Here is an 18,839-nt window from a genome sequence, read left to right on the forward strand (position 1 = left end):
CATTCAAGACCACGTCGCGCGGGTACGCGTTCGGCGATGCGGTCCAAGCTGAACGACCGCCGGCAGGGCGTTCCAGCCAGTCCGCAGCCTCGTGCGCGGACCGGTGGAATCAGGCGACCGCGCGCGCCGCCGCGCGGCCTCGCAACCATTCGAGCGCGAGCAACAGGCTCGTCGAGAACACGATAAGGATTGTGGCGAGCGCGGCAATAGTCGGGCTGATATTTTCGCGGATGCCGGTAAACATCTGCCGCGGCAACGTCGTCTGATCGGCGCCGGCGAGAAAGAGCGTGACCACGACTTCATCGAACGATGTCGCGAACGCGAACAGCGCGCCCGAGATCACGCCCGGCGCGATGACCGGCAGCGTCACGCGGAAGAACGTCTTGAGCGGGCTCGCGCCGAGCGACTGACTCGCGCGCACGAGGTTGTAGTTGAAGTTTTGCAGCGTCGCGCCGACGGTCGTCACGACGAAGGGCACGCCGAGCGCCGCGTGCGCCAGGATCAGCCCGAAATACGTGTTGGCGATGCCGAGGGGCGCGAAGAACAGATACATGCCCACGCCGACGACGATCACCGGCACGATCATCGGTGAAATGAGCACGGCCATCAGCAGGCTCTTGCCGACGAAGTTCGCTTTCGTCAGCCCGACCGCCGCGAGCGTGCCGAGGATCGTCGCGACGAGCGTGGCCGACGGCGCAACGATGAAGCTGTTCTTTGCAGCCATGCGCCACTCGTCGGACATGACGAGGTTGTGATACCAGCGCATCGACCAGCCTGGGATGGGATAAACGAGGAAGGTGCTCGACGAGAACGACAGCGGCACGATCGCGAGCACGGGCAGGATCAGATACAGCAGCGTCAGCACGCAGAGAATGCGCAGCGCGAAATACCAGATGCGCTCGACGGCGGACGTGTGCGGCGCGAACATCGGTTTGGCGAGTTTCATCAGTCTTTACCCCAGGCTCACGTTCGAGCGCGTGAAGCGCCCGTAGACCACGTAGAGCAGCAGTGTCGCGGCGAGCAGCAGCGCGCCGAGCGCGCACGCCATGCCCCAGTTGATCGTCACGTTGGTGAAGTAGGCGATGTAATAGCTGACCATCTGGTCGTTCGGGCCGCCGAGCAGCGCCGGCGTGATGTAGTAGCCGATCGCGAGAATGAACACGAGCAGCACGCCCGCGCCGATGCCCGGATAGGTCTGCGGCACGTACACGCGCCAGAACGCGGCGAACGGATGACTGCCGAGCGAGACGGCCGCGCGCTGATAGGTCGGCGGCACGGACTTCATCACGCTGTACAGCGGCAGGATCATGAAGGGCAGCAGGATGTGCGTCATCGAGATGTACACGCCCACGCGGTTGAACAGCAGCGCGAGCGGCGAGCCGATCAGCCCCGCGCCGATCAGCGCAGTGTTCACGAGCCCCTCGCTTTGCAGCAGCACGATCCACGCGGCGACGCGCACCAGCACGGACGTCCAGAACGGAATCAGCACGAGCACCATCACGAGGTTCGCGCGGCGCTCGGGCAGCGTCGAAATCCAGTAGGCGAGCGGATAGCCGAGCAAAAGCGCGAACAGCGTCACGCCGACGCCGATCACGAAGGTGCGGCCGAAGACATTGAGATAGATGGATTGATCCGGGTCCGCATGAACGATACTGCCGAAGCCGTCCTGCTTGTGATCCAGCGACGCGAGGAGATAGAACGGCGAATAGCGGCCCGCGTTCTTCGCGATGGCCTGCCAGTAGGCGGGATCGCTCCAGCGCTCGTCGAGGTCGATGATCTTCGACTTGATCTGCGCGGCGGGGAGCGGTTTGCCGTCGTCGCCGGTGAGCGGCATCGCACGCGCGGTTTTCGCGACGAGCGAGCGGTAGCCCGGAATCTCGGTGTTCAGCCGGCGGGCGAGGGCGCCCATCGATTCGCCGTCCGAGATCGCGGTCAGGTCCTGCGCGAGCGCGGCGTAGGCTTCATCCGATGGCGGCGTCTTGCGGTCCCATTTCGCCAGGGCGGCGCCGGTATGCGGCAGCGCATTCGCCACTTCGGGATTTTCGATCGCGCGCGTGAGCAGCGCGCCGATCGGCACGACGAAAATCAGGAACAGGAAAATGGCGAGCGGCGCGATCAGCGCGAGCGCCATGGCGCGCTTTTTCGCATCGGCGATCTTCAGTTCGCGCTTCAGACGCGCGCTCGATTCGCGCGATTCGTCCGCGGGGATCGTCATGGTGTTCACGCTTGAGTCTCCTTCATTGCGGTCGCGCCTCGCGACGAAGCGCGACCGTCCGACGCCTGATCAGGCTTACTTCGACGCCCACGCGGTGAAGCGCTGCTCGAGCTCGTCGCCGTGATCGGTCCAGAACGCCATGTCCTGCAGCACCGCGTTCTTCGCGTTTTCCGGCGAATTCGGCATGTCGGCCTTGGTCTTCGCGTCGAGCGCGGAGATCGCGGCCTTGTTCACCGGGCCGTACGCGATGTTCTTCGCATAGACTTCCTGCGGCTTCTGCGACACCGAATACGCGATGAACTGCTGCGCCACGTCCTTGTTCGGCGAGCCCTTCGGAATCGCCCAGTAATCGAGGTCGTAGATGCTGCCGTTCCACACGACCTTCAGGTTCTTGCCTTCCTTGCGCGCTGCGTCGATGCGGCCGTTATACGCGGTGGACATCACGACATCGCCCGCGACGAGGAACTGCGGCGGCTGCGCGCCTGCCTCCCACCACTGAATAGACGGTTTCAGCTCGTCGAGCTTCTTGAACGCGCGGTCCGCGCCCGCCTTCGTGCCGAGCACCTTGTAGACGTCCTTCGGCGCGACGCCGTCGGCCATCAGCGCGAATTCGAGGTTGTAGCGCGCGCCCTTGCGCATGCCGCGCTTGCCGGGGAATTTCTTCGTGTCCCAGAAGTCAGCCCAGCCCGCCGGCGCGGTCTTCAGCTTGTCGCCGTTGTAGGCGAGCGCCGTCGACCATACGAAGAAGCCGACGCCGCAGGTTTGCGGCGACTCGGGCACGAGGTCGGACTTCTTGCCGATCTTCGACCAGTCGAGCTTTTCATAGAGACCCTCGTCGCAACCGCGGCCGAGATCGCCGGATTCGACTTCGACCACGTCCCAGTTGACGTGCTTCGCTTCGACCATCGCCTTGACCTTGGCCTGTTCGCCGTTGTACTCGACGGCCGTGACCTTGTTTTTCGACGACTGCTCGAACGGCTGGTTGAACGCGACTTTCTGCGCGTCGCCGTTCGCGCCGCCGAAGTTGACGACGGTGATTTCCGCCGCACCCGACATCGCCGACGCGCATGCGAGCGCCGCCGCCATGGAACACAGTGCGAACTTCTTCATGATGGTTTCCTCTCTTCTTCGACTTGGTTTTGTCAGTGGACCTACGGGTGGGAAGCGCAACGCTTTGCGGTATTCAGGCGAACACGCGCAGATGCTCGGGCGCGAATTCCAGCGCGACGGGCGCGCCGGGACTGAAGCCGTCGAGCGCCGCCGTGCCGAGCGGCACCTTGACGAAGCATTCGTCCTGTTCGCGCACGCCGCAGCGCATGCGCACGTGATCGCCGAAATAGATGAGGCTTTTCGCTTCGCCGGACAGCGCATTGATGTTGCCGTTCGCATGGCCATTGCCCTGCGTGAGCTTCATGCGCTCGGGGCGGATGCACGCGATCGCCTGCGCGCCCGGCTTCGCGTTCGCGACATTGAGCCCGGACAGGCGCGTGCCGTCGGCGAGACGGATGTCGCAGAAATCGCCCTGCGTCTGTTCGATGGTGCCGCGCAGCCGATTGCTGTCGCCGATGAAGTTCGCGACGAACTCGTTGCACGGCGCTTCATACAGATGATCGACGCTGTCGAGCTGCTGCACGATGCCCTTGTCGAACACCGCGACGCGGTCGGACATCGTGAGCGCCTCGCCCTGATCGTGCGTGACGTACACGAAGGTGACGCCGAGCTTCTCGTGCAGCGCCTTGAGCTCGATCTGCATGTGCTCGCGCAATTGCTTGTCGAGCGCGCCCAGCGGCTCGTCCATCAGCACGAGCTTGGGCTCGAACACGAGTGCGCGGGCGAGCGCGATGCGCTGCTGCTGGCCGCCGGAAAGCTGCGCCGGATAACGCTTCGCGAAGCTTTCCATGCGCACCATCTTGAGCGCGTTGTTCACGCGGTGCGCGCGTTCTTCGGCAGACATCTTGCGCACCGTGAGCGGATACTCGACGTTCTGCTGCACCGACAGGTGCGGAAAGAGCGCGTAGTTCTGGAACACCATGCCGATGTCGCGCTTGTGCGGCGGCACCTTGTTGAGCAGCTTGCCGTCGAGCCAGATTTCGCCGCCGGTCGGGAACTCGAAGCCCGCGAGCATCATGAGGCAGGTCGTCTTGCCGGAGCCGGACGGCCCGAGCAGCGTGAGAAATTCGCCCTGATAGATATCGAGATCGAGCGATTTGACGACGAGCGTTTCACCGTCGTACGTCTTTCGAACGCCGCGAAAGCTGACGATCACCTGATCGGATTTCATCTTCCGTGTCTCCTTCGGATAACCCCTTACACCGCCGAACGCCTTGCGACGCCCGGAAATTTTTTCCACTTCCTGCGATAACTATAGACTGCCACGGTTCTACAATGTGGAGCCATTTCAATATTCAAAATAGAACCACTTGAGCGTGTCTGGACGAGTGGTTCCACGCGATGCGAGACATCATGGATACGATCATCCTGGCGGACTGGCTGAGCGCACGGCTGGACCGCACGGCCGCCGAGCCGATGTACCGGCAAGTGCTCGAACTGATGCAGCAGGCCATCCTGACGAGCCAGCTCGCGCCGGGCACCAAGCTGCCCAGCTCGCGCACGCTCGCGAACGATCTCGGCATCGCCCGCAATACCGTGCTGCATGTCTACGATCAGCTCACGGCGGAAGGCTACGTGAGCTCGGCGACCGGCAGCGGCACCTATGTCGCCGACACCGCGCCGCGCGATGGCGCCGCGACCAAGGCGAAAGCCGACAGCACGAAGACGCCGTGCGCGATTTCGCGCCGCGGCGAGCGGTTGATCGCGCAGGCGGGCGTGTCGCCCAAGCAGTGGGGCGCGTTCATGCCCGGCGTGCCGGACGTCGCCGAGTTCCCGGCGCGCACGTGGAGCCGCCTGCAGGCGCGTCTCTGGAAGCGCGCGAGCCCCGATCTGCTGACCTACGCGCCCGGCGGCGGCTATCGGCCGCTGCGGCGCGCGCTGTCGGATTATTTGCGGGTCGCGCGCTCGGTGAAGTGTCAGCCGGACCAGATCATCATCACGACGGGCATCCATCAGTCGATCGATCTCGCCGTGCGTCTGCTCACCGATTTCGGCGACCGCGCGTGGGTCGAAGAGCCGTGCTACTGGGGTGCGCGCAGCGTGCTGCAGTCGTCGGGGTTGACGCTCGTGCCGATTCCCGTCGACGAGGAAGGGCTGAATCCGGCCGCGCGCGACATGATCGAGCCGCCGCGCATCGCGCTCGTGACGCCGTCGCATCAATATCCGCTCGGCATGGTGATGAGCCTCGCGCGACGCCGCGCGCTGCTGGAATTCGCGCGGCAGCACAAGGTGTGGATCATCGAGGACGACTACGACAGCGAGTTCCGCTACGGCAGCCGCCCGCTGTCATCGCTGCAAGGGCTCGACGATGCGGGGCAGGTGATCTACGTCGGCAGCCTCGGCAAGATGCTCTATCCCGGCTTGCGGATGGGTTACATGGTCGTGCCCGAGGAGCTCGTCGACACGTTTAGGATCGGCGTGGCGGAGCTGTATCGGGAAGGGCAACTGATGCAGCAGGCGGTGCTGACGGAGTTCATCCTCGACGGCCATCTCACCTCGCACGTGCGGCGCATGCGCGGGCTCTACGGCGAGCGTCGCGAATTGCTGATCGACGCCATCCGCGCGCGCTTCGGCGATACGCTCGCCGTGCGCGGCGACGAAGCCGGCCTGCACTTCGTGCTCGAACTGCCGCAGTTCGTCGATGACCGCGCGGTCACGGCGGAGGCGCTGGCCGCGGGCGTGGTGACGCGTCCGCTGATCAACTACTTCATGAACCGCGAAAAGGCGCTGCGGGGATTGATGCTCGGTTATGCGTGCGTGCCGAACGCCGATATCGCGCCCAATTTCGCCCGGCTCGCCGGTGTCATCGAGCGCGCGCTGACGCCCGTGCAGGTCGCTCAGGCATGAGGCCTGCCTTTGAGATCAATCGTATCGATTGAAATCCTTGATTTCACTTGAGCGATTTTCTATCGCACTCTTGAAGTTCTCTCGGGTTGTGTCAAATCCCCGACTCAACCTTTCGCACCGGCCTCGCGCCGGTGTTTTCTTTTCGCGCTAGTGATCTGCCGCGCCGCGCCTGACCGCCCGGACCACGCGCGCGAGCGCCTTCAATGCATCGGCTGGCGACTGAGCGAACTGTGCGGCGACGATCGCGCCGTCGACCGCCAGCGCGAGCGCCTGCGCATCCGCTTTCGCGGTGCGTGAAGCCGGCATGAGCGCACGGATCGCCGCGGTCATGTCGCGTTTGTGACGGCGCGAAATATCCACCGCTTGCGGCAGCGTCGCGCCGACTTCGACGACCGAATTGATGAACGCGCACCCGCGATAGCTCTCGCTGCCGAACCATTCGGCGAGCGCGGGCACGAGCGCGTTGAGCGTGCCGCCGTGCCGCGCGAGCGCGTCGCGGAACCACGCCATCCAGTTGTCGTGACGAAAATCCAGGAACGCGACGATCAGATCGTCCTTGCTCGGAAAGTAGCGATAGAAGGTCTTTTTCGCGACGCCCGATTCGGCGATCACGCGATCGATGCCCGTCGCACGAATGCCGTCGCGATAGAAGAGATCGTGCGCGGTGTACAGAATGCGCGCGTCCGGTGCGAGGTCGGCGATATCGGCCGGAGATGCTGAAGTATTCATGCAATCGATTGTAGACAGGTTAGTCTACCTGCGCTAGAGTGCGGTGAGTAGACAGACCTGTCTACTCACCCCATCGCTCACGAAAAAGAGGGCTCGCCATGGAATCCAAGCCGCCGTTCCCGCCGTTCGATCAAGAATCCGCCAGGCTGAAAGTGAGGCTTGCCGAAGATGCCTGGAACACGCGCGAGCCCGAGCGCGTGTCGCTCGCGTACAGCGTGGACACGCGCTGGCGCAATCGCGCGGAGTTCGCGAACGGGCGCGACGAAGTAGTTGCATTTCTGAGGCGCAAATGGGCGCGCGAACTCGACTATCGCCTGATCAAGGAGCTATGGGCATTCACGGGAAATCGCATCGCGGTGCGTTTCGCATACGAATGGCATGACGACGCCAACAATTGGTATCGCAGCTATGGCAACGAGAACTGGGAGTTCAACGAGGCGGGACTGATGACGCATCGTCACGCATCGATCAACGATCTGCCGATCAAGGAAGCGGACCGCAAGTACCACTGGCCGCTCGGCCGCCGGCCCGACGATCATCCGGGCCTGAGCGACCTCGGCTTCTGATTACTTCTTGACGCGTCGCACGGCGTCGGCTGCGGCGCCGATCTTCGCCTGCATCTTGCCCGCCATCCTTTCGACGGTGCCGCGCATTTGCGTGCTGCGGCTGCCGGTGGCCTTGCCGACGGCTTCGCGGACGATGCCTTTCATCTGGCGAGCCGTACCTTCGATGCGGTTCTTGTCCATGTTGTCCTTCGACGGTTGCGAGGCATGGGCCTCGTCGAAAGATGCCGCATCGAACGTGCCTGCCCGGTGTCGCTAGCTGTCGCGGCGGCGGCGGAATGCCCACCATCCGGCGAGCGCGGTGAATGTCGCGACGATCACCACCAGCAGCCAGAACCCGTGGTGATTCTCTGCGAGCGGGATACCCCCGACGTTCATACCGAAGAAACCCGCGACGATATTGATCGGCAACGCGAGCACCGTCACGAGCGTCAGCGTGAAGAGCGTGCGATTGCTTTGCTCGTCCATGCGCGTCGCGACCTCTTCCTGCAGGAGCTTGATGCGCTCGACGAGGCCGGCGAGATCGTTGAGCACGAGCGAAAACTCTTCGGTCGCGTCGCGCAGATCCTGAATATCCTGCGAATGCAGCCAGCGCGGCGGCCGCGCGAGCAGACGAAACACGGAGCCGGGTTCCGGCGCGAGCAGGCGCTGCAGTCTCACGAGCACGCGCCTCAGCCCGCCGAGATCGGTGCGGGTCGCGGCGCCGCGCATCGAAAGAAAACGGTCTTCGATGCCGTCGACCTCGACGCTCGTGCGGCGCACGATATGCACGAGCAGATCCGCCTGGTCGCGCAGCAGATGCGCGAGCAGTTCGGCGGGCGAGCGGAAGAGTTCGCCGCGCCTGACCGACTCGCGCAGGGAGTCGATCGAACGCAAGGGCTTTAGACGCGCCGTGACGATCAGCTTCTGATGTGTGTAGACCCACAGCGTCGCGATCTCAGAGGGCGTGAGCTCGAAGTTGAACATCACGTCGTTGATGACGGCGAACAGCGCGCCCTCCTGGTGTTCGATGCGGGTCGAGTGCGAACCCTCGTTGAGCGTGTCGAAGAATGCGTCGGGCAGGCCGAGGCGCCCACGCATCCACCGCTCGCAGGAACTGTTCGCGAGATCGAAGTGCAGCCAGACGAATTCCTTGGCCGTATCGTCGCGGGCGAGCCACTCGCTCGCGGTTTCGGCGTCGATCGGCTCGCCCGGATGATCGACGTGAAATCGAAAGCCGCAGACGAGGCCGGAGAAATCGGAGCCGTAGGGCGGTCTGTTCAGGGTAGCGGGATTCATGCGGGCATTCGGTTGCATTCGGAGGATGTCGGCTTGTCTGCTGATGACGCGGGTCCGACGCTTCGGCACGCGTGCCGCCACGCGCTAGTGTGCCACCGGTCGCGCCCCGAATCGCGATTCGTCACGCGCGAACGCGCGCGAAACGATGGACCGAAGCACGCCGATCCATGCAAATATGACTGTCATATTGTCGGCGTATCATCGCGCCACGCAACACGGGCGCACGTGCGGCGCCGCGCGCCAACCTTGGGGAGAAGGCAGTGGAAGACCTTGACGACATGGACGGTTCGACGCAATCGACGGCGGGCGGGCTCGTTCGTCTCGCGTCGGTGGTTGCGGGGCTCGCGCGCGAAGGAGCGATCGACACCCGCTTCGGCGCGAAGCTCCTGAAGCGGCTCGACAAGGAAGCGCGGCGCGTGTCGACGCAGGGCGCGGCGGCGCTCGACGAGGCGGAACAGTCCGCGCTCTTCGGCGCGCTCGGCGAGCTCGATCTCGCGTTGCGCCAGCGCGATGCGGCATCGCTCGTCGAGGCGAACGCGCGGCTGCGCGAAAGCGAAAGCCAAAGCCAAAGCCAAAGCCAAAGCCAAAGTGCGTCGGGCAAGCGTCGCAAGAGCAAGAAGGACAGCGACGCCTGAGCTTAGAGGCACGGGCAGGCGCGAAACGTGCTGTAGCGCCGACATGTGCCTTCGTCCAATGCCCATGTCCGTACACTTGCATTCCCCTCATTGCGCGCTGTGGACGAACCGTAGCGTCGACGTGAATCGCGATCCGTGGCGAATCCTCGTCGTCGACGACAACGCCTATAGCGCCGAAGCCCTTTCCGCGGCGCTCGATGCGGACGGCTTCGACACCCGCTTCGTGCTGTCCGGCGTCGATGCGCTGCATGCGGTCGACACTTGGGTGCCGCACGTCGTCATTCTCGATATCACGATGCCCGAGCACGACGGCTACGCGACCGCGCGCGTGCTGCGCCGGATCGCCCGAACGCGCGACGCGGTGATCATCGCGTTCACGGCGCTCGGCGAGGAGATCGTGCGGCCCGAGGCCGTGCATTCCGGATTCGACGGCTATTGCCAGAAGGGCAATCCGCCCGCCGAGCTTGTCCGTCTGATCGGGCGGCTCCTTCACTGAGACCACGAAGCCTCACTCCGCATCGCACGCTCGTTCGCTAAATAATTGTTCTGCCCCTGCTAATAGAAGCTTCCCGTCGGGTTGCGCTGCGGCGCCGTCAAACCCTTAGCGGGCGGGTATCCGAGATGAATTCGAACGATTGTGCGGCCAACGATTGTTGGCGCTGAGCGAAAACTGTATTGAAATTAATGGAGATAAAAAAGCGATAGTAGGGGTATACACTGCGCTTCATCGACGTAGCAGACAGTTTCTCGCAAGACCGCTGCGGCGCTTTCTGATTGAACGTCAACCGTTTTTGGAGCTCACCATGAAACGCAATCTCATCGCTACCCTTCTGATCGCCGCTTCCGCCACGCTCGCCGCGCCCGCTTTCGCAAGCGGCTACGGTCCGGCTCCGTTTTACCGTCCGGCCGTCGGCGCGCCGACGTCGCAACAAGGCCCGAGCGCACAAGCGATCGCCGCTGAAGAAAACGCCAATGGCGCGAACTCGACGGCGTTCGGCGGCTCGCGCGACACGCTGGCTCAATCGGGCAATCGTGCGACGCAATCGGGCAATAACCCGCAATCGGTCTTCTTCGGTCACTAATCGAATCGGCTGGCCCGGCCTATCCGCCGGGCGTAACGGCTGAAGGACTGCTTCGGCGCTCGCTGACGCGGACTCAAAAGGTCTGCGTTCACCGGGCGCCGATCTTTTTTTTCAGGCCGCGAGCGCGCCGCGCATCACGGCCGCGAGTTCGGACGCCTCGAACTTCGACACATACGCATTCGCGCCCACCTTGCGCACATGCTGCTCGTTCGCCGATCCCGACAGCGACGAGTGGATCACCACCGGAATGTGCATCAGCCCCGTTTCCGCCTTGATGCGGCGCGTGAGCGTGAAGCCGTCCATTTCCGGCATTTCCAGATCGGTGAGCACGAGCGCGATGTGATCCGCGACTTCGGTGCCTTCCTTCTGCGCCTTTCTGAGCGCCGCTTCCAGCACGTCCCACGCTTCCTGGCCGGTCTTGGTCATCACGAAGGGCACGCCCATCGCGGTGAGGCTCTGTTCGATGAGCGCACGCGCGACGCCCGAGTCGTCCGCCGCGAGCACGCGCGCGCCCGGCTTGAGTTGCAGGCGTCCGGTGTTCGCTTCGGTGATGTCGGTCTCCTGCGAAGGCAGCACGTCGCGCACGATGCGCTCGACATCGAGCACCTGCGCGAGCCGCGATCCGTCGACATTGCCGTCGAGCCGCGCGAAGCTCGTCACGGTCTTGCCGCCCGAGTGCGATTCCGCCGACAGCACCTGATTCCATTCGAGCCGCACGATATCGTCGACTTCCTCGACCGCGAAGCCTTGCGTGGTGCGCGCGAACTCGGTGACGAGCAGAATTTTCGGCCCGTTCTTCGGCCTGCAGCCCGTGATGCGCGCGAGATCGATCACGGGAATGATCTGTCCGCGGATATCCGCGACGCCGAGAATCTCGTCGCTCGATCCGGCCACGGCGGTGATCGTCGGCATCGCGAGAATCTCGCGCACCTTGAACACGTTGATGCCGTAAAGCTCCCGCTGTTCCGAGCCCGGCGCCTCGCCGAGCCTGAACAGAAGCAATTCGAACATGTTGCTGCCCGCGAGCCGCACGCGCTGCTCGATATCCTGTTGTGAACTGCTCACTTCGTTCTCCCTCTAAGCGGTGCATCGCGCCGCGTTGCGTCGTGTATGTGCCTGTGGCAATGACTTTCCACCGGTTGCCTGATTAGCGGCATTAATCGACGAAACTGAAGCCATGCAGAATGAAGTGCGTGCGTTCGACAATGCGCAAAACGCAAGCCGCGCCGCACTTGCGGGCGGCATCGTTGATCTATACTTTTTCGAATGGTCGGGTTAATGCCTATGAAGGCATCGCGCGCGAGGCTTTACGCTGCACAGAGTCGCAAGACAAACCCGTCGCCCAGGCGCAACAACGTTCCCCGCATATAACGGAGGCGTTAGATGGCAACAGTCGCACAGGTACTGAATTCGAAACCCGACCAGACGGTCTATACGATTGCCGCAACGGCGTCGGTCTTCGATGCAATCAAGATGATGGCCGACAAGCATATCGGCGCGGTGATCGTCACCGAGGGCGACGAAATCGTCGGCATCATGACCGAGCGCGACTATGCGCGCAAAGTGGTCCTGATGGATCGCGTGTCGAAGCACACGCCGGTGCGCGACATCATGACGTCGCAGGTGCGCTACGTGCGCCCCGATCAAACCACCGACGACTGCATGGCGCTCATGACCGACAAGCGCATGCGCCACCTGCCGGTGATCGACGACGGCAAGCTGGTCGGCATGATCTCCATCGGGGATCTGGTGAAGAACATCATCTCCGAGCAACAGTTCACCATCCAGCAGCTCGAGTACTACATTCGCGGCGAGCATACGTAAGCGCCGCCGAGGCGTCCCGGCTGTAAGCATTTCGTTATAATCGGCAGGCTCCGCGCGCGAGCGGGGAGTCAAGCTCGTCGTGCGCTCCCGCGCGCGAGAAACGAAGGAGCGCCGCCGATGACGCCGACCGCCGCATCCGCCGAAACAGCAAAGACGCTCGCGGCCGACGCGCCGTTCTTCATCGTGATGAACGCCGGCTCGGGCCGACGTCAGTCCGACGCGACGCGCGCCGTGCTCGAGCGCGAACTCGGGGCGGCGGGGCGGCGCTTCGAATTGCGCGTCGTGGACGATCCGCGCCGTCTCGCGAGCGTCGCGCGCGAAGCCGCCGCGGCGGCGTGCGCGCAGGACGGCGTGCTCGTCGGCGCGGGCGGCGACGGCACGCTATGCACTGTCGCGCACGCGGCCCATGACGCCGGTTGCCCGTTCGCGGTGCTGCCGCGCGGCACGTTCAATTACTTCAGCCGCGATCACGGCATTCCCGCCGACCTCGAACGATCGACCAAACTTCTGCTCGATGCGCGCGCGTATCCGGTGCAGGTCGGCTTCGTGAACGCGCGCATGTTCCTCGTCAACGCGAGTCTGGGCCTTTATCCCCGCTTGCTCGAAGATCGCGAAATCTACAAGCGGCAGTTCGGCCGCAGCCGGCTGGTGGCGCTGTGGTCGGCGCTCTACACGATGCTGAAGCCGCATCGCCATCTGCGTCTGCATATCGATCACGCGGGGAGCAGGACCGAGATTCGCTCGTCGACGCTCTTCGTCGGCAACAACCGGCTGCAGATGGAGCAAATCGGCATGCCCGGCGAAGCGCGTGCACTGGAACAGGGCTTGCTCGTCGCCATTGCGCCGCGGCCGGTGGGGCGGCTCATGCATCTGTGGCTGTCGCTGCACGGCGCGGCGGGGCGTCTGTCGGACTCGGATCACGTCGTGAGTTTCACGTTCGGGCACATCACCGTGACGCATCCGTCGAAGAAGCGCAGATTGGTCAAGATCGCGACCGACGGCGAGATTGCCAAACTGCAAATGCCGCTAGAATTCCGCGTGTCCGACACGCCGCTTTTCCTGCTCAAGCCCGAGCCGGCGGTGGCCGAAGCCAATCGCTCATGACCTTGCTGTTGCAGATTTCCGATACGCATTTTGGCACCGAGCGGCCGCCGGTCGTCGCGGCGCTGCTGCGTCTTTGCGCTGCGCTGTCGCCCGATCTGGTCGTGCTATCCGGCGATATCACGCAGCGCGCCCGCAAGCGGCAGTTCGCGTCGGCGCGCACCTTCGTCGATGCGCTCGGCCCGACGCCGACGCTCGTCATCCCCGGCAATCACGACATTCCGCTTTTCAATCCGCTCGCGCGGCTGTGTTATCCGTACGCGAATCATCAGCGCGTGTTCGGCGCCGATCTCGAGCCGGGGTTCGAATCGGCAGGACTGCTCGTGCTCGGCGTGAATACGACGCGTCCCTATCGCCACAAGGACGGCGAAGTGTCGATGCAGCAGATCCGGCGCGTCGCCGCCCGGCTGGAGGCGGCGAGCGCGGCGCAATTGCGTGTCGTGGTCACGCATCAGCCGGTGGCCGTCACGCGCGCGCAGGACGAAAGGAATCTGCTGCACGGACGCGAGCGCGCGGTGCAGCGCTGGGCGCGAGCGGGCGCGGACCTGATTCTCGGCGGCCATATTCACTTGCCGTATGTGTTGCCGCTGCACGATACCTTCGCGGGACTCGCGCGCCGCATGTGGGCGGTGCAGGCGGGCACGGCGCTGTCGTGGCGCACGCGCGGCACGATCGACAATTCGGTGAACGTGATTCGTCACGACGCGAGCGGCGGCAAGAACGGCGCGCGCGCGACGACGGTCGAACGCTGGGATTACTCGGAAACGAGCGAGGTGTTCGAATTGATCGCGCGCCACGAGCTCGCGCTCGACGGCGCGAAGCCCGCGGTCGCCGTCACGCTGTCCGGATGACGAGCTCCGCGAAGCCCGTCGCGGCGTCGTGCTCACGCGTGTAACGTTCGCCGGGCAGATTCGCGATGACGAGCTCGGCCGTGGTGCGCACGATGCACCCCGGCGCGACGTGGCCGCCGACGACCCGGCCAGCGGCGTCGGCGATGCTCATGTGCAGGTGCGGACCTTGCGCGGAGAGCGTGCCGGCCAGCGTGAGGATTTCGAGGTCGCCGCGAAGTTCGGCGGCGGCGGCGCGGCCCGCGTAGCGCAGACAGGCCACGCTCAGGCTGCCGATGCCCTGGAGCACGAAAGCGGCCGACAGCCCGCGCGCGCGAAAAGCATGATCGAGCGCGGCGCGCAGGTCCTCGCCGGGTGACAGACGAAAGGTCATCGCATGCATGAATGAAAGCCTCGGGCCGGATCGCATTCAAGACTACACGCTCGCGCAGCGTGGTGGCATCATGGGCGCGGTCCGTCGCGGCCATTTCAACCATGGAGACGCCATGAGTTTCGAACTGACGATGCTGGCCTGGACGCTCGTGCTCGCGCTGGTGCAGGTGTTGCTCCCGGCAGTCGTGCGCAATCGCGAAGTCGGTATCCGATACCAGGCCGGCCCGCGCGATGCCGCCGTGCCGCCGCCCGGCAGACTATCCGGACGGCTGATGCGCGCGCAGGCGAATCTGTTCGAGACGTTGCCGATCTTCGCCATCGCGGTGCTGATCGTGCACGTGACGGGGCGCGAGAATGCGCTCACGCATGCCGGCGCGCTGGCGTATTTCGTCGCGCGTCTCGTCTACGTGCCGCTCTACGCGGCGGGCGTGCCGTTCGTGCGCTCGCTGGTGTGGATGGTGTCGGTCGTCGGCATCGTGCAGATTCTCGTTCCCATCATCTGACGAGAGGAGTGAAGGGCAAATGACCGACCAGCCTTCGACCATCGAAATTGAAACCGCGCCGAATCCGCAATTCGCCGTGATCCTGATGCATGGCCTCGGCGCCGACGCCAACGACTTCGTGCCGCTCGTGCCCGAATTGCGCCTCGCCGATGCGCCCGCCATCCGCTTCGTGTTTCCGAACGCGCCGGAGATCGCCGTCACCGCCAACAACGGTTACGTGATGCGCGCCTGGTACGACATCCTGTCGGTCGAGGGCATCAACCGGCGCGTGGACGAGGCGGGCATCGTCGCTTCGGTGGAGCGCGTGCGCGCGCTCATCGCGCAGCAGAACGCGCGCGGCATACCGAGCGAGCGCATCTTCGTCGCGGGCTTTTCGCAGGGCGGCGCGATGACCTATCACGCCGGCCTCACGCATCCCGAGAAGCTCGCGGGGCTGATCGTGCTGTCGGGCTACATTCCGTCCGAAGGGCTGATCGACGAATCGCTCACCGAGGCGAATCGCTCGATTTCGATCTTCGCCGCGCACGGCGATTTCGACGACGTGCTCAACGTGAGCCTCGGCGAGCAGGCATGCGAATTCGTGCGCGCGCAGGGTTGCAGCGTCGAATGGCACACCTATCCGATGCCGCATTCGGTCTGCATGGAGGAAGTCGAGGCGCTGCGCGCGTGGCTCGGCGCGCGGCTGAAGGCCTAGGTCCTCAAGGTCTTCGCGAAGAGTTCGAGCACGGCATCCGCGTCCACGTCGATGCACACGTCGCAGGGCGGGCGCGTGTCCCAGTCGGGTGCGCTCGCGAGCATCGACGACGGCTTCTGAATCGTGAGGCCCTCCGCGATGCCCTCGGTCAGCACGCGCACCGGGCCGCGGCGCGTCGTGTAGCACTCGCGCGCGACGATGAACGCCGCCGCCGAATAATCGTGCGCGTAGATGCCGCGCGACATGCCGTCGTCGGCATGGAAGCGCTCGTAGAAGCGCGACACGTCCCACACGAAACGGCCCGCATCCCCCGCGCGGTCGCGCAACGACGCGAGAAACGCCGTCGTCATCACGGTTTCGTGCGTGACGTCGAGCCCCACGATCGACACGTTCCAGGGCGCGCCGAAGACGATATCGGCCGCGTCCGGGTCGCCGTGCATGTTCGCTTCGGCGGCGGGCGTCGCATTGCCGAGCGTGCCGTTGAAGCCGAACGCGCCGCCCATCACGACGACTTCGCGCACCAGCGCGGCGATGCCCGGATGGTCCGCCAGCGCGAGCGCGAGATTGGTCATCGGCCCGACCGCGAGCAGCGTGATTTCGCCGGGATGCGCCCGCACCGTGTCGACGATGAACCGATGCGCGGCCCGACCGTCCGCTTGCGCATCCACGCGCCCGGAGCGTTCGATATCGCCGAGCGCGTCCTGGCCGTGGATATGCGGGATCGGCTCGGGCGCCGCGCGCTTCAACGGCGCCGCCGCGCCGCGCGCGACCGGCACGCCCGGCGCGAAGCGCGACGCCAGATAGAGCGCGTTGGCGGTCGTCGTGTCGATGTCCGAGTTGCCGAACACGCTCGTGATGCCGACCAGTTCGATATCCGGATGCCGCGCCTGAAACACGAGCGCGATGGCGTCGTCGATGCCCGGATCGGTGTCGTAGATGATCTTGTGCGTGCTCATGCGGCGACGGTGCATTCGCCTGCGATCAGCGCGAGCATCCCGCGCCGCAGATCCGCCGGACTCACCGGTTTGGAGAGCACGTCCTGGTCGCACGCGAGCGGCACGATGCTCGCCGCCGGCTCGCCCGTCACGACGAGACACGGGCAGGGCCGGCCGAGTTTCGCGGCGCCGAGCATCGCCACTTCGCGGGCGGTCTTGGAATCGCGCAGCCGGAAATCCGTGATGATGAGATCGGGGAAGCGCTCGATGTCGCCGAGGATCGTCTGGAATTCCTCGAAGCTCGCGGCGGAGTCGTAGAGCACGCCCCATTGCGACAGCAGCGCTTCCGTGGACGCGCGCACGAGACCGTCGTCCTCGACGAGCAACACGTAACGCCCCTTGAGTTGCGCCATTTCCGCCGCTTCGGAGCGCGCCGGCGCGCGCGCCGACGGCTTGTCCGGCGACGGCCCGCACAGCGGCATTTCGAGCGAGAAGCGCGAACCGCGCCCCTCGGTGGACTTCAGTTCGATGCGGTGCTGGTCGAGCATCGACATCACGGCATTGACGATCGACAGCCCGAGGCCCAGCCCCTTGTCGCGATCCTGCTCGGGATTGTCGACCTGGAAGAAGGGCTGGAAGATCGCGTCGAAATAATCGGCCGGAATCCCGATGCCGTTATCGAGCACGTCGATGCGCGCGCGCGTCGCGGAGCGCACCACGCCGACGATCACCGTCGGCTTCGACGACTTGTTCTGGTCCGCGTACTTGATGCCGTTCGACACGAGATTGGCGACGGCGCGGCCGAGCCAGTGCGCATCGCTGCGCACGCAGACGACGTCTTCCTTCGGCAGTCGCAGGCGCAAATCGACGCCGCGGCTCATCGCGAACGGACGCAGTTGCTCGGCGGCTTCCCCGACGATCTGCCGCACGTCGAACACGTGATAGCGCGGCACCACGCGCCCCGACTCCAGCCGCGACAGATCGAGCACCGCATTCAGAAGCCGCGCGAGAATCACCGAGGAGCGCCCGCATTCGTCGATGAGCCGTCCTGCCTGATCAAACTCGCCGTTGCGAATGGCTTCGGCGGCGGCCTGCAGGAACAGATTGAGCGCGTGCATCGGCTGGCGCAGGTCGTGCGTCGCGGCGGCGAGGAAGTTGGACTTGTCGCGGCTCGCGGTCTGCGCGGCGATCATCTGCTGCTCGCGCAGCGCGAGCAGTGCGTGGGTCTTGTTCTCCTGGTCCTTCTTCGACACTTCGAGCTCTCGATTCTTGCGGCCGAGCGAAACGTTCGCGGCGCGCAGCTCGTCGTTGAGCGACGCGAGCGCGCGCTCCGAGCTATAGCGCTCGCGCGACACGCGCTCCGCGTGCGTGCAGACGCCGTGCCCCACGACCACGACGTTGAACATATAGAACAGCCCGGCGAAGAAATCCTCGGTGTTGAGCAGATGAATGGTGATCTGCAGGACGACGATCGACGCCATCGTGATGATGCCGGCGGTGAGCGCGACGCGCGAGCGCAGGTAGAAGAAGCTGAACTGGAAGAAGAGCGCGAGACACAGCCCGATGAAATGTTGCGTGTAGTTATAGGGCGCGGGCGTGATCGCCACCATCGCGAGGATCAGGCACAGGAGGCCGTAGATGCCCGTGAGAATGATGCGCTGCGCTGTCGCGTGCGAGCGGAAGGAGGGGCGCAGCACCAGTACGCCGACGAAGAACAGCAGCGCGATGCCCGCGAAACGCAGCGCGAGGATGCTGGAGAGGCGCGAGTCGAGCGCCTGATTGCCGCGCGCGAAGCTGAAGTCCCACCAGAGGAAGCATGTCCAGATGGCGAGCGCGAGCAGCGTCGACGCACGCCGGAACGCGCAAAAGCGCTGGCTGTGGTCTTCGAGAAACTGTGCTTCCAGCGCGGGATCGGAAAACGGCGCCGGAATCGACAGATTGCGCGCCAGACTCGCGCCAGCCTCACGGGCGGCCGCGAGAAGAATTCCTGGATTGCGCAAGCCGGCGGCGCGTTGCGGTACGGCCATCTTCATGCTCGCTCGTGGAATCGGGATATCTACTTTAGGCCAACGCGGTCATACAAATACGCCTTTTTTTAGCAAT

21 protein-coding genes are annotated in these 18,839 nt (G+C 64.7%); 10 read left to right on the forward strand and 11 right to left on the reverse strand.

What is annotated here, in order from left to right; genetic code table 11:
• Positions 1-109: 109 nt before the first annotated feature.
• The 4 genes from U4Y90_RS06065 to U4Y90_RS06080 all read right to left on the reverse strand — a co-directional run bounded on the left by U4Y90_RS06065 (position 110) and on the right by U4Y90_RS06080 (position 4,496).
• Entirely contained in the window at positions 110-946 is an 837-nt protein-coding gene (locus tag U4Y90_RS06065; RefSeq protein WP_321793225.1) for an ABC transporter permease, read from the reverse strand.
• 6 nt (positions 947-952) lie between these two features.
• Positions 953-2,224: an ABC transporter permease gene (locus tag U4Y90_RS06070; protein ID WP_321793227.1), complete on the reverse strand. Its 1,272-nt coding sequence runs from the start codon at positions 2,222-2,224 to the stop codon at positions 953-955.
• Positions 2,225-2,290: 66 nt separating this feature from the next.
• Positions 2,291-3,325 carry an ABC transporter substrate-binding protein gene (locus U4Y90_RS06075; RefSeq protein WP_321793229.1) on the reverse strand — a complete coding sequence of 345 codons (1,035 nt, stop codon included), beginning with the start codon at positions 3,323-3,325 and terminating at the stop codon, positions 2,291-2,293.
• A 73-nt stretch (positions 3,326-3,398) separates the two neighbouring features.
• Positions 3,399-4,496, reverse strand: coding sequence for an ABC transporter ATP-binding protein (locus U4Y90_RS06080; RefSeq protein ID WP_321793231.1), 1,098 nt, complete (start codon positions 4,494-4,496; stop codon positions 3,399-3,401).
• Between the two features lie 182 nt (positions 4,497-4,678).
• On the opposite strand from U4Y90_RS06080, the gene U4Y90_RS06085 reads away from it, so the two are divergent.
• Positions 4,679-6,172, forward strand: coding sequence for a PLP-dependent aminotransferase family protein (locus tag U4Y90_RS06085; protein ID WP_321793233.1), 1,494 nt, complete (start codon positions 4,679-4,681; stop codon positions 6,170-6,172).
• 147 nt (positions 6,173-6,319) lie between these two features.
• Here U4Y90_RS06085 and U4Y90_RS06090 read toward each other — a convergent pair whose 3' ends face one another.
• The gene (locus tag U4Y90_RS06090; protein ID WP_321793235.1) at positions 6,320-6,901 is read right to left on the reverse strand and encodes a helix-turn-helix domain-containing protein; all 582 of its coding nucleotides are present in this window, start codon (positions 6,899-6,901) and stop codon (positions 6,320-6,322) included.
• A 98-nt stretch (positions 6,902-6,999) separates the two neighbouring features.
• On the opposite strand from U4Y90_RS06090, the gene U4Y90_RS06095 reads away from it, so the two are divergent.
• Entirely contained in the window at positions 7,000-7,467 is a 468-nt protein-coding gene (locus U4Y90_RS06095; protein WP_321793237.1) for a nuclear transport factor 2 family protein, read from the forward strand.
• Here U4Y90_RS06095 and U4Y90_RS06100 read toward each other — a convergent pair whose 3' ends face one another.
• Entirely contained in the window at positions 7,468-7,647 is a 180-nt protein-coding gene (locus U4Y90_RS06100) for a CsbD family protein (protein WP_321793239.1), read from the reverse strand.
• Between the two features lie 72 nt (positions 7,648-7,719).
• Positions 7,720-8,742: a transporter gene (locus U4Y90_RS06105; RefSeq protein ID WP_321793241.1), complete on the reverse strand. Its 1,023-nt coding sequence runs from the start codon at positions 8,740-8,742 to the stop codon at positions 7,720-7,722.
• 260 nt (positions 8,743-9,002) lie between these two features.
• Between U4Y90_RS06105 and U4Y90_RS06110 the strand changes: the two genes are divergently transcribed.
• The 3 genes from U4Y90_RS06110 (at position 9,003) to U4Y90_RS06120 (ending at position 10,459) form a co-directional block, all read left to right on the forward strand.
• Positions 9,003-9,377 (forward strand): hypothetical protein, encoded by a 375-nt coding sequence (locus tag U4Y90_RS06110; protein WP_321793243.1) that lies wholly within the window; start codon positions 9,003-9,005, stop codon positions 9,375-9,377.
• Between the two features lie 64 nt (positions 9,378-9,441).
• On the forward strand, positions 9,442-9,873 hold the full coding sequence (locus tag U4Y90_RS06115) for a response regulator (RefSeq protein WP_321793245.1): 432 nt from the start codon (positions 9,442-9,444) through the stop codon (positions 9,871-9,873).
• Positions 9,874-10,180: 307 nt separating this feature from the next.
• Complete coding sequence (locus tag U4Y90_RS06120) at positions 10,181-10,459, forward strand: hypothetical protein (protein ID WP_321793247.1); 279 nt, start codon at positions 10,181-10,183, stop codon at positions 10,457-10,459.
• A gap of 111 nt (positions 10,460-10,570) precedes the next feature.
• On the opposite strand, the gene U4Y90_RS06125 is transcribed toward U4Y90_RS06120, so the two are convergent.
• Positions 10,571-11,524: a chemotaxis protein gene (locus U4Y90_RS06125; protein WP_321793249.1), complete on the reverse strand. Its 954-nt coding sequence runs from the start codon at positions 11,522-11,524 to the stop codon at positions 10,571-10,573.
• 318 nt (positions 11,525-11,842) lie between these two features.
• On the opposite strand from U4Y90_RS06125, the gene U4Y90_RS06130 reads away from it, so the two are divergent.
• The 3 genes from U4Y90_RS06130 (at position 11,843) to U4Y90_RS06140 (ending at position 14,235) form a co-directional block, all read left to right on the forward strand.
• Positions 11,843-12,283, forward strand: coding sequence for a CBS domain-containing protein (locus U4Y90_RS06130; RefSeq protein WP_061162300.1), 441 nt, complete (start codon positions 11,843-11,845; stop codon positions 12,281-12,283).
• Positions 12,284-12,400: 117 nt separating this feature from the next.
• On the forward strand, positions 12,401-13,387 hold the full coding sequence (locus U4Y90_RS06135; protein ID WP_321793254.1) for a diacylglycerol/lipid kinase family protein: 987 nt from the start codon (positions 12,401-12,403) through the stop codon (positions 13,385-13,387).
• Positions 13,384-14,235 (forward strand): metallophosphoesterase family protein, encoded by an 852-nt coding sequence (locus U4Y90_RS06140; RefSeq protein WP_321793256.1) that lies wholly within the window; start codon positions 13,384-13,386, stop codon positions 14,233-14,235. Before U4Y90_RS06135 ends, U4Y90_RS06140 begins: the two co-directional genes overlap by 4 nt.
• On the opposite strand, the gene U4Y90_RS06145 is transcribed toward U4Y90_RS06140, so the two are convergent.
• Positions 14,219-14,614, reverse strand: coding sequence for a PPC domain-containing DNA-binding protein (locus tag U4Y90_RS06145; RefSeq protein ID WP_321793258.1), 396 nt, complete (start codon positions 14,612-14,614; stop codon positions 14,219-14,221). The genes U4Y90_RS06140 and U4Y90_RS06145 overlap by 17 nt on opposite strands.
• 103 nt (positions 14,615-14,717) lie before the next feature.
• On the opposite strand from U4Y90_RS06145, the gene U4Y90_RS06150 reads away from it, so the two are divergent.
• Together U4Y90_RS06150 and U4Y90_RS06155 are read left to right on the forward strand one after the other, a co-directional pair.
• A complete protein-coding gene (locus tag U4Y90_RS06150) occupies positions 14,718-15,107 on the forward strand; it encodes an MAPEG family protein (protein ID WP_321793260.1) in 390 nt (129 codons plus the stop codon).
• Positions 15,108-15,126: 19 nt separating this feature from the next.
• Positions 15,127-15,801, forward strand: coding sequence for an alpha/beta hydrolase (locus tag U4Y90_RS06155; protein WP_321793262.1), 675 nt, complete (start codon positions 15,127-15,129; stop codon positions 15,799-15,801).
• Here the strand turns inward: U4Y90_RS06155 and U4Y90_RS06160 are convergent.
• Positions 15,798-16,757 carry a nucleoside hydrolase gene (locus U4Y90_RS06160; RefSeq protein WP_321793264.1) on the reverse strand — a complete coding sequence of 320 codons (960 nt, stop codon included), beginning with the start codon at positions 16,755-16,757 and terminating at the stop codon, positions 15,798-15,800. The genes U4Y90_RS06155 and U4Y90_RS06160 overlap by 4 nt on opposite strands.
• Positions 16,754-18,769 (reverse strand): ATP-binding protein, encoded by a 2,016-nt coding sequence (locus U4Y90_RS06165; protein WP_321793266.1) that lies wholly within the window; start codon positions 18,767-18,769, stop codon positions 16,754-16,756. The genes U4Y90_RS06160 and U4Y90_RS06165 overlap by 4 nt, the downstream gene beginning before the upstream one ends.
• Positions 18,770-18,839: the final 70 nt, after the last annotated feature.

The sequence above is a fragment of the Caballeronia sp. J97 genome (assembly GCF_905220305.1).
Classification (GTDB): domain Bacteria; phylum Pseudomonadota; class Gammaproteobacteria; order Burkholderiales; family Burkholderiaceae; genus Caballeronia.

What these genes read in the sequence shown, in the direction of transcription:
- U4Y90_RS06085 (WP_321793233.1), top strand. Translation starts at nt 4,679, where the DNA reads ATGGATACGATCATCCTGGCGGACTGGCTGAGCGCACGGCTGGACCGC.
- U4Y90_RS06095 (WP_321793237.1), top strand. Translation starts at nt 7,000, where the DNA reads ATGGAATCCAAGCCGCCGTTCCCGCCGTTCGATCAAGAATCCGCCAGG.
- U4Y90_RS06140 (WP_321793256.1), top strand. Translation starts at nt 13,384, where the DNA reads ATGACCTTGCTGTTGCAGATTTCCGATACGCATTTTGGCACCGAGCGG.
- U4Y90_RS06155 (WP_321793262.1), top strand. Translation starts at nt 15,127, where the DNA reads ATGACCGACCAGCCTTCGACCATCGAAATTGAAACCGCGCCGAATCCG.
- U4Y90_RS06120 (WP_321793247.1), top strand. Translation starts at nt 10,181, where the DNA reads ATGAAACGCAATCTCATCGCTACCCTTCTGATCGCCGCTTCCGCCACG.
- U4Y90_RS06065 (WP_321793225.1), bottom strand. Translation starts at nt 946, where the DNA reads ATGAAACTCGCCAAACCGATGTTCGCGCCGCACACGTCCGCCGTCGAG.
- U4Y90_RS06150 (WP_321793260.1), top strand. Translation starts at nt 14,718, where the DNA reads ATGAGTTTCGAACTGACGATGCTGGCCTGGACGCTCGTGCTCGCGCTG.
- U4Y90_RS06105 (WP_321793241.1), bottom strand. Translation starts at nt 8,742, where the DNA reads ATGAATCCCGCTACCCTGAACAGACCGCCCTACGGCTCCGATTTCTCC.
- U4Y90_RS06075 (WP_321793229.1), bottom strand. Translation starts at nt 3,325, where the DNA reads ATGAAGAAGTTCGCACTGTGTTCCATGGCGGCGGCGCTCGCATGCGCG.
- U4Y90_RS06115 (WP_321793245.1), top strand. Translation starts at nt 9,442, where the DNA reads ATGTCCGTACACTTGCATTCCCCTCATTGCGCGCTGTGGACGAACCGT.
- U4Y90_RS06160 (WP_321793264.1), bottom strand. Translation starts at nt 16,757, where the DNA reads ATGAGCACGCACAAGATCATCTACGACACCGATCCGGGCATCGACGAC.
- U4Y90_RS06145 (WP_321793258.1), bottom strand. Translation starts at nt 14,614, where the DNA reads ATGCATGCGATGACCTTTCGTCTGTCACCCGGCGAGGACCTGCGCGCC.
- U4Y90_RS06165 (WP_321793266.1), bottom strand. Translation starts at nt 18,769, where the DNA reads ATGAAGATGGCCGTACCGCAACGCGCCGCCGGCTTGCGCAATCCAGGA.
- U4Y90_RS06135 (WP_321793254.1), top strand. Translation starts at nt 12,401, where the DNA reads ATGACGCCGACCGCCGCATCCGCCGAAACAGCAAAGACGCTCGCGGCC.
- U4Y90_RS06080 (WP_321793231.1), bottom strand. Translation starts at nt 4,496, where the DNA reads ATGAAATCCGATCAGGTGATCGTCAGCTTTCGCGGCGTTCGAAAGACG.
- U4Y90_RS06090 (WP_321793235.1), bottom strand. Translation starts at nt 6,901, where the DNA reads ATGAATACTTCAGCATCTCCGGCCGATATCGCCGACCTCGCACCGGAC.
- U4Y90_RS06100 (WP_321793239.1), bottom strand. Translation starts at nt 7,647, where the DNA reads ATGGACAAGAACCGCATCGAAGGTACGGCTCGCCAGATGAAAGGCATC.
- U4Y90_RS06130 (WP_061162300.1), top strand. Translation starts at nt 11,843, where the DNA reads ATGGCAACAGTCGCACAGGTACTGAATTCGAAACCCGACCAGACGGTC.